The sequence below is a fragment of the Pseudomonas sp. RIT-PI-q genome, assembly GCF_001297125.1.
Taxonomy (GTDB): domain Bacteria; phylum Pseudomonadota; class Gammaproteobacteria; order Pseudomonadales; family Pseudomonadaceae; genus Aquipseudomonas.
The window spans coordinates 120,307-133,566 of the sequence record NZ_LHPC01000049.1 but is presented as its reverse complement, the minus strand read 5'-3'; the positions used below and the strand labels follow the sequence as shown (position 1 = coordinate 133,566).

The window sequence follows — 13,260 nt, the reverse complement described above, 5'->3', positions numbered from 1 at the left end:
CTTCGGGTGCCGTTTTTGCGTTTTTGGGTTTCAAAGTCAAAAGATCGCAGCCTCGTTTCACTCGACAGTTCCTACATTGGAATGCGTTCCCTGTAGGAGCTGTCGAGTGAAACGAGGCTGCGATCTTTTGATCTCCAATGCCTCCTCCCCCGACATCCAGAATCACCTCGCAGACAAATCAGCCGCGTCCTACATCCCTATCCTGCCTCCAACCTTAACGTAACGACTTGACCGAATTGGCAGGCACAGACGCCTTGACCGATTCGATTATCGAGACAAAACTATACGTAGGTAGCGTACAGAACATGGATGCTCTTTTTATCGAATTACGTATGTTTCAGAAACATCGAGACGATTACCTGGATGACGAACTGTTTCGCAGCTTTCAACTGGAGTTGCTGAGTAATCCGGAAGCGGGCGATCTGATTGAGGGCACCGGTGGACTGCGCAAAATCCGCTTCTGCGATCAACGACGAGGCAAAGGCAAGCGCAGCGGATTACGGGTGATTTACTACTGGTGGTCAGGCTTCGATCAATTCTGGCTGTTCACCGTGTACAACAAAAACGAGCAAGACGACCTGTCGCCCTCCCAGAAAAAACTGTTCAGACAAGCGCTGGAAAGAGAAATCAACACGAGATCCCACTATGAAACGTGACATTTTTTCCGAACTGATGGATGGCCTCGAAGCCCTTGCAGATGAGCGCCAAGGCAAAATCACTTTGCGAACCCACAAAGTTCAGTTGCCAAAACTGGTGCCCATCACTGCCGAGGAAGTGGTAGCCATCCGTCAACAGCTCAATCTTTCCCGATCGGTATTCGCGATGTATTTGCGTACGAATACCCGGACGCTGGAAAACTGGGAGCAAGGACGGGCACAACCGAATGCGCAGGCCACTACCTTGATTCGGCTGGTCGAGCGGTTTCCAGAAACGGTAGAACAACTGGCGGCGTTGACTTGATTCCAGTGCGATGGCTGATGGCGCCTTCGCGAGTTGGCTCGTTTCCAAAATGGGGCCGGGTACATCTGCGAGAGACTGGTCGGCTACCAGGCCGCCTTCGCGGGCAAGCCTCGCTCCTACAGAAAATCAAAAGCACAGCGGCGTACCGCGTCGCTTTTCACCACTCAACAGGCCGAGCGTTAGCTCGCTTGCCGCTTTTGATTTTGATCTACCCGCCCCTTCGGCAGGCTGAGTGGAGGTGTTCATCTGGGGGTGGGCGCGTAGCGCCGTTCGGCGCAGCCGAACACATCGAGAGGAGGTCGTCGCGAAGCAGACCGGAGGCGATGCGCCCAGATGAATACCGGAGCGAAGGAACGCCGAGCCCCAGCGAGGGGCCGGACGCTGGGGCAAGACTTTTTGGTTCCTTTTGTGGCGTTTGACAAAAGGGACTCGCCGTAAGGGCGAAACCATAGGTGGCCGTTACCGCTGGAATGGATATGTACACCTGAAAGAACATGGTCGGCTATCAGGCCGCCATCGCTGGCAGGCCAGCTCCCACAAGGGACCGAGTTTGTTCAAGGAAAATGCGGTAAAACCGACACCCATAAAAACGGCACCTTCCGGTGCCGTTCGCGTTTCACATCACAGCGATTTACTTACGCGCATCCGCCCACGATTTAAGCAGCTCGTTATAGCTCACGGTTTCACCTTTAGGCTTCTCGTTTGCCAGTTTCGGCTTCGGAGCGCCCGGCTGATCGAACCAATACTGCGCATCACGCTCGGGGTTCATCTTCGGTGCGCAAGTGGTTTGCGCCTTCGATCGTTCCAAGCGAGTCATGATTGCGTCCTGATCCTTGGCCAAACCGTCCAACGCCTGTTGCGGAGTTTTATCGCCACTGGCCGCTTCGGCGATGTGGCTCCACCACAGCTGTGCCAGACGCGGATAGTCCGGCACGTTGGTCCCGGTCGGGGTCCATTGCACACGGGCTGGGCTGCGGTAGAACTCCACCAAACCACCAAGTTTCGGTGCCAGGTCGGTCATGGCTTGCGAGTTGATGTCCGACTCACGGATCGGCGTCAGGCCGACGATGGTTTTCTTCAGCGATACCGTTTTCGACGTCACGAACTGCGCATAGAGCCAGGCCGCCAGTTTCTGTTTCTCAGGAGTGGATTTCATGAACGTCCAGGAACCCACGTCCTGATACCCCAGCTTCATGCCCTCCTCCCAATACGGCCCACGCGGCGACGGCGCCATGCGCCATTTCGGCGTGCCGTCGGCGTTCACCACGGGCAGCCCCGGTTTGGTCATGTCGGCAGTGAACGCGGTGTACCAGAAGATCTGTTGGGCGATGTTGCCCTGAGACGGCACCGGCCCGGATTCGGAGAAGGTCATGCCCGCCGCTTCCGGTGGTGCGTAGGCCTTCAGCCAGTCGACGTATTTGGTCGTGGCAAACACCGCCGCCGGGCCGTTGGTGTCGCCACCACGGGTCACGCTGGAACCCACCGGATGGCAATCCTCGACGCGGATACCCCACTCGTCCACCGGCAAACCGTTCGGAATACCCTTGTCACCACCACCGGCCATGGAGAACCAGGCATCGGTGAAGCGCCAACCCAGGGACGGGTCTTTTTTGCCGTAGTCCATGTGCCCGTAAACCCGCTTGCCGTCGATTTCCTTGACGTCTTCGCTGAAGAATTTGGCGATGTCTTCATAAGCCGACCAGTTCACGGGTACGCCCAATTCGTAGCCGTACTTTTCCTTGAACTTGGCTTTCAGGTCCGCTCGCTCGAACCAGTCCGCACGGAACCAGTACAGGTTGGCGAACTGCTGATCGGGCAACTGATAGATCTTGCCGTCGGGCGCCGTGGTGAAGGAAATGCCGATGAAGTCCTTGATGTCGAGGGTCGGCGACGTGTACGCCTTGCCTTCGTTCGCCATCAGGTCAGTGATCGATTCGGTCTTGCCATAACGGAAGTGCGTACCGATCAGGTCAGAGTCGTTGACCCAGCCGTCATAGATGCTCTTGTCCGATTGCATCACCGTCTGCAGTTTTTCCACCACGTCGCCTTCTTGCAGCAAGTCGTGGGTGACCTTGATCCCGGTAATTTCGGTAAAGGCCTTGGCCAGCACCTTGGACTCATACTCGTGAGTGGTCAGGGTTTCCGAGACGACCTTGATGTCCATCCCGCGAAACGGTTGCGCGGCCTTGATGAACCACTTCAATTCCTCGAGCTGCTGATCGGCCGTCAGGGTGGACGGCTTGAATTCGCTGCCGATCCATTTTTTTGCCGCGTCTTCGTAGGCATCGGCCCAGGCAGACGCGCTCAAACCGCTGAGTGCCAGCATGGCTGCCAATGAAATGCTATGTCGCAGCTTATTGTTTTTGTCGAACATAGAGACCTCCTGTTTAGATTTCGGAGCAACATTGCCGAGCGATTCGACTAGCCCCAACGCATCACAGCCAACAGCCACACCAGGGACAACGCGGACGCGACCCAGATGCTCCAGTCGGTGACGCCGATTACCAGCAAATGCAGGTAGGCGCTGCCGAGAAGACCGATAAACAGCCGATCGCCACGGGTGGTGGCAATCGGCAACAAACCACGCCGAAGAATGCTCGGCGAACGTAATTCCCAGGTCGTCATCCCCACCAGGATCAAGGCAATGACGCTGAAGAACGCCGCCGTCGGGCCGGTCCAACTCATCCATTCCATCATCAGCTCCTCAGACCCGGCCCAGGGCAAAGCCCTTGGCCACGTGGTTGCGAACAAACCAGATCACCAGCATGCCCGGCAGGATGGTCAACACCCCCGCCGCCGCCAGCACGCCCCAGTCGATGCCCGACGCCGAGACCGTGCGGGTCATCACCGCCGCGATCGGCTTGGCGTTCACCGACGTCAGCGTGCGCGCCAGCAGCAGTTCGACCCAGGAAAACATGAAGCAGAAAAACGCCGTGACGCCGATACCGGAGCCAATCAGCGGGACGAAAATCTTCACGAAGAACTTGGGAAAACTGTAGCCGTCGATGTAGGCCGTTTCGTCGATCTCCTTCGGCACGCCGGACATGAAGCCTTCGAGAATCCACACCGCCAACGGCACGTTGAACAGGCAGTGCGCCAACGCCACGGCGATGTGGGTATCGAACAACCCGATCGAGGAATACAGCTGGAAGAACGGCAACAGGAACACCGCTGGCGGCGCCATGCGGTTGGTCAGCAGCCAGAAGAACAGGTGCTTGTCGCCGAGGAAGCGATAGCGCGAGAACGCGTACGCCGCCGGCAACGCCACGCTCAGCGAGATCACCGTGTTCAGGCTCACGTAGTACAGCGAGTTGAGGTAACCGGTGTACCAGGCCGGATCGGTGAAGATCACCTTGTAGTTGGCGAAGGTGAAGTCCTGCGGAAACAGGGTCAGGCCACTGAGGATTTCGGTATTGCTCTTGAAGGACATGTTCAGCAGCCAGTAGATCGGCACCAGCAGGAACAGGATGTAGATCAGCAGCGGGATCAGCTTTCTTTTACTCATGGCAGACCTCAGCGGTTGGCGTCAGAGTGAGTCATGGCGGTGTAGAACAGCCAGGACACCAACAGGATGATCAGGAAATACACCAGCGAGAAGGCCGCCGCCGGGCCGAGGTCAAACTGCCCGATCGCCATCTGCGTCAGGGTCTGGCTCAAGAAGGTCGTGGCGTTCCCCGGACCGCCGCCGGTGAGCACGAACGGCTCGGTGTAGATCATGAAACTGTCCATGAACCGCAGCATCACCGCGATCAACAGCACGCTCTTGAGCTTGGGCAACTGAATGTGTCGGAAAACCGCCCAGGCCGAGGCCCGATCAATCCGCGCCGCTTGGTAATACACGTCGGGAATTGCGCGCAGCCCGGAGAAGCACAACAACGCCACCAACGACGTCCAGTGCCAGACGTCCATCACCAGCACCGTGACCCAGGCGTCCATGGTGTTCGCCGCATAGTTGTAGCTGATGCCCATGGCGTTGAGGCTCGAACCGAGCAGGCCGATGTCGGCCCGGCCGAAAATCTGCCAGATCGTCCCCACCACGTTCCACGGGATCAGCAACGGAATCGCCAGGATGATCAGCACCAGCGAGGACCAGCGGCCCTTGGTCGGCATGGTCAGGGCGATGGCGATACCCAACGGAATCTCGATCAGCAACACGCAGCCAGAGTAGATGAATTGCCGCAACAGCGAGTCATGCAGGCGCGGATCGAGCAGCACCTGCTTGTACCAATCCGCGCCGACGAAATAGCGGCTGGACTGGTCGAAGATGTCCTGCACCGAATAGTTGACCACCGTCATCATCGGGATCACCGCACTGAACGCCACCAGCAAAAACACCGGCAACACCAGCCACCACGCCTTGTTGTTCTGCACCTTGTTCATGGCTATACCTCCAGCAGGTAGTCGTCGGCATAGACCATCAACCACTGGCCCGGGAAGCTGATGTACGCAGTGCCCTCGGGCACTGGTTTGTCTTCGGTCAGGCGCACTTTCAATGGTGCGCCATCGAGGTTCAGAGTCATGATCTTGTAGGTGCCGAGGTCTTCGACGTGTACGACCCGTGCCTGCATCGCGTCATCAAAGGGTTCGTCCCACACATGCACGAATTCCGGACGGATACCGACCTTCAGGGTTCTCCACTCGGACTCGGCGATGCGTTTCTGCATCGCCTCGGACAGCGGCAAATGGGTCGAGGCAAAACCGACGCCGCCTGCTTGCGGTTGAACCTCGATCAGGTTCATCCCGGGGCTGCCAATGAAATAGCCGACAAAGGTATGGCTTGGCCGCTCGAACAACTCGCGCGGCGTACCGAATTGCACGATCTGCCCGCCGTACATCACCGCAATCTTGTCGGCGAAGGTCGAAGCCTCCAGCTGATCGTGGGTGACGTAGACCATGGTGATGTTGAACTGCTCGTGGATCTGCTTGAGCTTGCGCCGCAGCTTCCATTTCAGGTGCGGGTCGATCACCGTCAGCGGCTCGTCGAACAGGATCGCCGAGACGTCATCGCGCACCAGCCCCCGGCCCATGGAGACTTTCTGTTTTTCGTCGGCGGTGAGGTTGCGGGCCTTTTTGCTCAGCAACGCCTGGAGGTCGAGCACCTCGGCGATTTCCTGCACCTTGCTGTGGATTTTCGCCTCGGCCATGCCCTGATTGCGCAGCGGGAAGGCCAGGTTGTCGAACACCGTCATGGTGTCGTAGACCACCGGAAACTGGAAAACCTGGGCGATGTTGCGCTTCTCCGGGGTCAGGTCGTTGACCACTTTGCTGTCGAACAGCACCTGGCCCTGGGACGGGCTGAGCAACCCGGAAATGATGTTGAGCAACGTCGACTTGCCACAGCCCGACGGCCCGAGCAACGCGTAGGCGCCGCCCTGCTCCCAGACGTGGTCCATCTCGCGAATCGCATAATCCTCAGGGCCGCTCGGCGTGCGGGTGTAACTGTGGGCGAGGTGTTGCAAACGAATTTCAGCCATCAGGCAACCCTCGCGATACGGCGACCGGGCGCCTGGACCAGCCGCCCCTGCTTATCGAACACAAACAATTTATGGGTCGGGATATAGATGCGAATCGGCGCATCGACGTCGTATTCGTGGACGCCCGGCAGGTGCAGCACCAACAGGAAATGCTCGTTGCGCACATGCAGGAAGGTTTCCGAACCGCTGATCTCGGCCACCTCGACCGTCACCGCCAGTTCCAGATCGTCGTCGTTGCTGGGCACCAGCGAGATGTGGCTCGGCCGCACCCCGAAGCGGAACTCGCCCTCACCCACCGGGCGCAGATCCACGTTCAACGGGAAATGCACGAAATTGGCAAAACTCACTTCGTTGCCGGCAATGCGTCCGGGCATCAGGTTGATCGGCGGTTCGGAGAACAACTCCGCCGCCAGCACCGTTTGTGGCTGGTGATAAACCTCGGTGGATCGGCCGCTCTGGATCACCCGGCCTTCGTGAAGAATGGTGGTCGTGCCACCCAGTGCCAGGGCTTCGTTGGGTTCGGTGGTGGCGTAGATGGCGATGGTGTGCCGCGCCTTGAACAGCTCGCGCATTTCCTGACGCAGCTCTTCGCGCAGCTTGTAATCGAGGTTCACCAGTGGCTCGTCGAACAGGATCAGCTCGGCGTCCTTGACCAGCGCCCGGGCCATGGCCGTGCGCTGTTGCTGGCCGCCGGAGAGTTCGAGGGGATGGCGCTGGAGGAATTTCTCGATACGCAGCATCTTCGCGGTTTCCAGCACCTTGCTCTGGATCTGTTCGTTGGAAACGCCGCCCTGGCGCAACGGCGAGGCGATGTTCTCGAACACGGTCATGGTCGGGTAATTGATGAACTGTTGATAGACCATCGACACGTTGCGCAGGCGCACCGGGCGCTGTGTTACATCGACGCCGTTCATCAGGATGCGGCCGCTGTCGGGTTTATCCAGGCCGGCCATCAGGCGCATGAGACTGGTTTTGCCGGACAGCGTGCGGCCGAGCAAAACGTTGAAAGATCCGGGTTCGAAACTAAGGCACGCATCGTCGATCCAGGTCTGGCCCTCGACGGTGCGGCTGACATGCTCCAGGGTTAATGACATGGCTCGGCCTTTTTTATTATTTGGAGTCAAGCGACCTGAGCGGTAGAGCGACTTTCGTGCCAGAAATTGCAAGCTTTTGATCCGGCTTGAAAATCCTTCAAATGCAGGGAAAACCGCTTTCGTTGCTGAACAGAAATGAACAACCTCGAATGAACAATTGAACAGTTCAAAGATTGACAATGAACAATAGTGAACAACACTCTACGGACAGTTCACGCTCCCTGTAGGAGCGAGCTTGCTCGCGATGGACGCATGGCCGCCTCGTTCATTCAGGCATCCCTCATCATCGGTGACGTCCTTCGCGAGCAAGCTCGCTCCTACAGGGGTTGTGTACCTCCATAAAAACAATAAAAGCTTTGCTCAGAGATTGCCTGCCATGGCCGCACCCGCATCAAAGCTCTCCCACGACGCCATCATCCAGGACTCCTGGTCGCGTTGCCGTGCGTTCGGCCTCGATCATCAGAGCGCTCCGGCGTTTGACCAGTTACCGGCGGAAGGCATCGCGCAGTTGCTGGAGAGCCAGCATTCATTGGTGCAGACCACCCACCAGGAAGTCCTGCCGTATTACGAGAACATCCTGAGCAATTCCAATTGCCTGATCATGCTGGCCGACAACCAGGGCCAGGTGCTGACGTCCTGGGGCACCCAACGTTTTATCGAGCCGAGCCTGACCCGCGGTTTCAGCGCCGGCGCCAGCTGGATGGAGCGTTGCAGCGGCACCAATGCGATCGGCACCGCGCTGGCTTGCGAGCAGGCGGTGCACATCGAGCACGATGAACATTTCCTCAAGGCCAACCGCTTCATGACCGGTTCCGCCGCGCCGATTTTCGATGCCGAACGCAAGGTGATCGCGGTGCTGGATGTGTCCAGCGACAGCTACCTGCCGCCGTCCCACACCCTCGGCATGGTCAAGATGATGAGTCAGACCGTGGAGAACCGGCTGATCCTCAACCTGTTCCACGGCCAGCATTTCCAACTGACCTTCAACACCGGGCTGAACAACCTCGACAGCCAATGGGCCGGGTTGCTGATCTTCGATGAAACCGGCCAGGTGCTGTCGGCCAACCGCCGGGCCGACAATCTGCTGGGCATCAGCCTGTCGCGGGTCAGTGTCGAGAGCCTGTTCAAGGTGTCCTTGCTGGAACTGCTGAACCAGCCCGATGGCCTGCCCTTCGCCCTGCAAGCTTCCGGGCGCAATCGCTTTCAATGCCTGTTGAAGCGACCGAAACAGGTGCCGATTCAGGCGAGACTGTTTTCTGAAACCAAGGCAGCGGAACCAACAGTGGCGGCGCCGGCAGCGATCAGCCTCAACACCCTGCATTTCGGTGACAGTCGAGTAGAAAAAGCCGTACGTCAGGCCGAGCGTTTGCTGGAAAAAGACATTCCGCTGCTGATCCACGGTGAAACCGGCGTCGGCAAGGAAGTTTTCGTCAAAGCGCTGCACCAGGCCAGCTCGCGCAGCAAACAACCGTTCATTGCCGTCAACTGTGCAGCGATCCCCGCCGAACTGGTGGAGTCCGAGCTGTTTGGCTACGAGAAAGGCGCGTTCACCGGCGCCAATCAGAAAGGCAGCATCGGGCTGATCCGCAAAGCCGACAAAGGCACGCTGTTCCTCGATGAAATCGGCGACATGCCGCTGCCGACCCAGGCCCGACTGTTGCGCGTGTTGCAGGAGCGTTGCGTGCAACCGGTGGGCAGCAGCGAGCTGTTCCCGGTGGATATTCGCATCATCTCGGCGACCAACCGCTCGTTGCGTGAACAGGTGCAGTTGGGACGGTTTCGTGAAGACCTTTATTACCGGATCGGCGGCCTGACCCTGGAATTGCCGCCGCTACGGGAGCGCAGTGACAAGCAGGCGTTGTTCAAGCGCTTGTGGGAGCAACATCGTGAGCCGAGCCAGTGGGCCGGGTTGAGCCGGGAAGTGACGGAGTTGTTCGGCCGCCATCCGTGGCCGGGGAATTTGCGCCAGGTCAGCAGCGTGATGCAGGTAGCGCTGGCCATGGCCGAGGAACAACCGGTGCGACCGGAGCATTTACCGGATGATTTTTTTGTCGATCTGGAGATGGAGCCGGTGGAGACGCCAGAGCCGCTGGCGGTGGATTTGAATGATGCCGAGGATTTGAATCGGCTGTTGCAAGCGGCTGGGGGGAATATTTCGCACCTGGCCCGGCGGTTGGGGGTGAGCCGCAATACCCTTTACAAGCGGTTGCGCCAGGCTGAGTGAAGGAGTGAGCCGTAGCAGTGTGCCAGGCTTGAGACCATCGCGGGCAAGCCCGCTCCCACAGGGATTTATGCGGTACTCACAATCGGAATACACCCCAGACCACTGTGGGAGCGGGCTTGCCCGCGATGGCGTCAACCGCGACGCCGCAGTATTGATGCCCTGCGCATAAACAAAAACCCGCACAAGGCGGGTTTTGTTTGTAACGAACTCAGCGATCAGTCAGCCAGACGCCAGGTCGTGCCGCCCTTGCCGTCTTCCAGCACCACGCCCATGGCGGTGAGCTGGTCGCGGATGCGGTCCGATTCGGCCCAGTCTTTACCCGCACGAGCGGCCAGACGCGCAGCAATCAGCGCATCAACCTCAGCCGCATCAACCCGCCCTTCCGCGCCGGCTTGCAGGAAGTCATCTGCCTCAAGCTGCAACACACCCAGCACACTGGCCAGTTCCTTCAAGCGCGCCGCCAAACCCGCCGCTGCATCAAGATCGCTCTCGCGCAGACGGTTGATCTCGCGCACCATCTCGAACAGCACCGCGCAGGCTTCCGGCGTGCCGAAGTCGTCGTTCATCACCTGGGTGAAACGCTCGACGAACGCTTCGCCACCAGCAGGCGCCACGTTCGGCAGACCTTTCAACGCGTGGTAGAAACGCTCGAGTGCGCCTTTGGCGTCCTTGAGGTTGTCTTCCGAATAGTTGATCGCGCTGCGGTAGTGGCTCGACACCAGCAGGTAACGCACGACTTCCGGGTGGTACTTTTCCAGCACGTCGCGAATGGTGAAGAAGTTGTTCAAGGACTTGGACATCTTCTCGCCATTGATGCGAATCATGCCGCAATGCATCCACGCGTTGGCGTAGGTCTTGCCGGTGGCCGCTTCGCTCTGGGCGATTTCGTTTTCGTGGTGCGGAAACTCGAGATCGCTGCCGCCGCCATGAATGTCGAAGGTCTCGCCGAGGCAGCAGGTCGACATCACCGAGCACTCGATGTGCCAGCCCGGACGACCTTCGCCCCACGGCGACTCCCAGCTTGGCTCGCCTGGCTTGGCGGCTTTCCACAGCACGAAGTCCAGCGGGTCCTGCTTCGACTCGTCGACTTCGATCCGCGCGCCGATGCGCAGGTCTTCGATTTTCTTGCGCGACAGCTTGCCGTAGCCCATGAACTTGGCGACGCGGTAGTACACGTCGCCATTGCCCGGTGCGTAGGCGTAGCCCTTGTCGATCAAGGTCTGGATCATCGCGTGCATGCCGGCGATGTGGCCGGTGGCGCGCGGTTCCATGTCCGGCTTCTTGATGTTCAGGCGCGCTTCGTCTTCGTGCATCGCCGCGATCATGCGCTCGGTCAGCGCTTCGAACGACTCGCCGTTTTCACGGGCGCGATTGATGATCTTGTCGTCGATGTCGGTGATGTTGCGCACGTAGGTCAGGTCGTAGCCGCTGAACCGCAACCAGCGGGTCACCAGGTCAAACGCGACCATGCTGCGGCCGTGGCCGAGGTGGCAGTAGTCGTACACGGTCATCCCGCAGACGTACATGCGCACCTTGTTGCCATCCAGCGGCTTGAAGACTTCTTTGCTCTTGGTGAGCGTGTTGTAGATCGTTAGCACTTTATGTTGTTCCTTGAATCACTGGCCCCACGAATCACGCAAGGTCACGGTACGGTTGAACACCGGAGCGCCCGGTTTCGAGTCCTTGATATCCGCGCAGAAGTAACCTTCGCGCTCGAACTGAAAACGGTCTTCCGGCTGTGCGTCGCCCAGCGAAGGCTCTGCACGACAACCAGTGAGAACTTGCAGCGAGTCAGGGTTGATGTTGTCCAGGAAACTGGCGCTGTCTTCAGCCTTTTCAGGGTTGGCCGAACGGAACAGGCGATCGTACAGACGCACTTCGCACTCGATGCTGGCAGCCGCCGGCACCCAGTGCACCACGCCTTTGACCTTGCGGCCTTCAGGGTTCTTGCCGAGGGTTTCCGGGTCGTAGGAGCAACGCAGTTCGACGATGTTGCCATCGGCGTCCTTGATCGCTTCGTCGGCGCGGATCACGTAGCTGCCGCGCAGACGCACTTCGCCGTTCGGTTCCAGGCGCTTGTAGCCTTTTGGCGGCTCTTCCATGAAGTCATCGCGGTCGATGTAGATTTCACGGGCGAACGGCAACTTGCGCACGCCGAGTTCTTCTTTCTGCGGATGACGCGGAAGTTCGAGGTTCTCGACCTGGTCTTGCGGGTAGTTGGTGATCACTACCTTCAACGGGCGCAGCACGCACATGGCGCGCGGAGCGTTCTGGTCCAGATCCTGACGGATGCTGAACTCAAGCATGCCGTAGTCGACCACGCCGTCGGAGCGGTTGGTGCCGACCATCTCGCAGAAGTTACGGATCGACGCCGGGGTGTAGCCACGGCGGCGGAAGCCCGACAGCGTGGACATGCGCGGGTCGTCCCAGCCGAACACGTGCTTTTCATCGACCAGTTGCTTGAGCTTGCGCTTGCTGGTGATGGTGTAGTTCAGGTTCAGGCGGCTGAATTCGTACTGACGCGGGTGCGCCGGCACTGGCAAGGCGTCCAGGAACCAGTCGTACAGCGGACGATGGCTTTCGAACTCCAGGGTGCAGATCGAGTGGGTGATGCCTTCGATGGCGTCCGACTGACCGTGGGTGAAGTCGTAGTTCGGGTAAATGCACCACTTGTCACCGGTCTGGTGGTGATGCGCGTGACGGATGCGATACATGATCGGGTCACGCAGGTTCATGTTCGGCGAGGCCATGTCGATCTTGGCCCGCAGCACGCGTGCGCCGTCCTGGAATTCGCCGGCCTTCATGCGGGCGAACCAGTCGAGGTTTTCTTCCACGGAGCGGTCACGGAACGGGCTGTTCTTGCCCGGTTCGGTCAGGGTGCCGCGGTATTCCTTGGCTTGCTCCGGGCTCAGGTCGTCAACGTAGGCCTTGCCGGCCTTGATCAGCTCCACGGCCCAGTCGTGCAACTGGTCGAAATACTGCGAGGCGTAGCGCACTTCGCCGGACCATTCGAAGCCCAGCCATTTGATGTCGCTTTCGATCGCGTCGATGTATTCCTGGTCTTCCTTGGCCGGGTTGGTGTCGTCGAAACGCAGGTGCGTGACGCCGCCGAATTCCTGGGCCAGGCCGAAGTTCACGCAAATCGACTTGGCGTGACCGATGTGCAGGTAGCCATTGGGCTCAGGCGGGAAACGGGTGACGATCTGCGTGTGCTTACCCGAGTCCAGGTCCGCCTGGATGATCGGGCGCAGGAAATTGACCGGCACGGCAGGGCCGGTCTTGGAATTCGAGGTAGGTTCGACAGTGGGCTTGCTCATAGGATCCTTGGACGTACAAGTGCGCGGCCGGAGAAGGGCCTGACAAAACAAAGGGGCCTATCATAGCCGATGCCGTCAAGTCGCTGACAGAGCAGGTCCGAAAACGGCTGCATTTAATCGGATGCACATGAAAAACAGCCTCGAAATTCCCGTCTGTCGCGCTAAACTGCGCACCTTGGCTGTTGCTGGCC

The 13,260-nt window shown here is 59.1% G+C and carries 11 protein-coding genes; 3 read left to right on the top strand and 8 right to left on the bottom strand.

Annotation, left to right across the window (positions count from 1 at the left end):
• The first annotated feature begins 305 nt into the window (after positions 1 to 305).
• The gene (locus AEQ67_RS25735) at positions 306 to 656 is read left to right on the top strand and encodes a toxin (RefSeq protein WP_059406594.1); all 351 of its coding nucleotides are present in this window, start codon (positions 306 to 308) and stop codon (positions 654 to 656) included.
• Positions 646 to 960, top strand: coding sequence for a helix-turn-helix domain-containing protein (locus tag AEQ67_RS25730; protein ID WP_059406593.1), 315 nt, complete (start codon positions 646 to 648; stop codon positions 958 to 960). Before AEQ67_RS25735 ends, AEQ67_RS25730 begins: the two co-directional genes overlap by 11 nt.
• 631 nt (positions 961 to 1,591) lie before the next feature.
• Here the strand turns inward: AEQ67_RS25730 and AEQ67_RS25725 are convergent.
• From AEQ67_RS25725 to AEQ67_RS25700, 6 genes are read right to left on the bottom strand one after another with little or no spacing between them, the layout of a single operon-like run.
• Positions 1,592 to 3,334 (bottom strand): ABC transporter substrate-binding protein, encoded by a 1,743-nt coding sequence (locus AEQ67_RS25725; RefSeq protein WP_059406592.1) that lies wholly within the window; start codon positions 3,332 to 3,334, stop codon positions 1,592 to 1,594.
• A gap of 47 nt (positions 3,335 to 3,381) precedes the next feature.
• Positions 3,382 to 3,654, bottom strand: a complete 273-nt coding sequence (locus tag AEQ67_RS25720; protein ID WP_059406591.1) for a DUF2160 domain-containing protein — start codon at positions 3,652 to 3,654, stop codon at positions 3,382 to 3,384.
• 10 nt (positions 3,655 to 3,664) lie between these two features.
• Positions 3,665 to 4,465 (bottom strand): carbohydrate ABC transporter permease, encoded by an 801-nt coding sequence (locus AEQ67_RS25715; RefSeq protein WP_017339615.1) that lies wholly within the window; start codon positions 4,463 to 4,465, stop codon positions 3,665 to 3,667.
• A gap of 8 nt (positions 4,466 to 4,473) precedes the next feature.
• Positions 4,474 to 5,340, bottom strand: a complete 867-nt coding sequence (locus AEQ67_RS25710; RefSeq protein WP_033057091.1) for a carbohydrate ABC transporter permease — start codon at positions 5,338 to 5,340, stop codon at positions 4,474 to 4,476.
• 2 nt (positions 5,341 to 5,342) lie between these two features.
• Positions 5,343 to 6,434: an ABC transporter ATP-binding protein gene (locus AEQ67_RS25705; RefSeq protein ID WP_059406590.1), complete on the bottom strand. Its 1,092-nt coding sequence runs from the start codon at positions 6,432 to 6,434 to the stop codon at positions 5,343 to 5,345.
• A complete protein-coding gene (locus tag AEQ67_RS25700) occupies positions 6,434 to 7,528 on the bottom strand; it encodes an ABC transporter ATP-binding protein (protein ID WP_059406589.1) in 1,095 nt (364 codons plus the stop codon). The genes AEQ67_RS25705 and AEQ67_RS25700 overlap by 1 nt, the downstream gene beginning before the upstream one ends.
• Positions 7,529 to 7,904: 376 nt before the next feature.
• Here AEQ67_RS25700 and AEQ67_RS25695 point away from each other — a divergent pair, with 376 nt between their 5' ends.
• Entirely contained in the window at positions 7,905 to 9,752 is a 1,848-nt protein-coding gene (locus AEQ67_RS25695) for a sigma-54-dependent Fis family transcriptional regulator (protein WP_059406588.1), read from the top strand.
• 215 nt (positions 9,753 to 9,967) lie between these two features.
• Here the strand turns inward: AEQ67_RS25695 and cysS are convergent, their stop codons facing one another.
• Positions 9,968 to 11,350 carry a cysteine--tRNA ligase gene (gene cysS / locus AEQ67_RS25690; RefSeq protein WP_059406587.1) on the bottom strand — a complete coding sequence of 461 codons (1,383 nt, stop codon included), beginning with the start codon at positions 11,348 to 11,350 and terminating at the stop codon, positions 9,968 to 9,970.
• 18 nt (positions 11,351 to 11,368) lie between these two features.
• Complete coding sequence (locus AEQ67_RS25685) at positions 11,369 to 13,069, bottom strand: glutamine--tRNA ligase/YqeY domain fusion protein (RefSeq protein WP_059406586.1); 1,701 nt, start codon at positions 13,067 to 13,069, stop codon at positions 11,369 to 11,371.
• Positions 13,070 to 13,260: the final 191 nt, after the last annotated feature.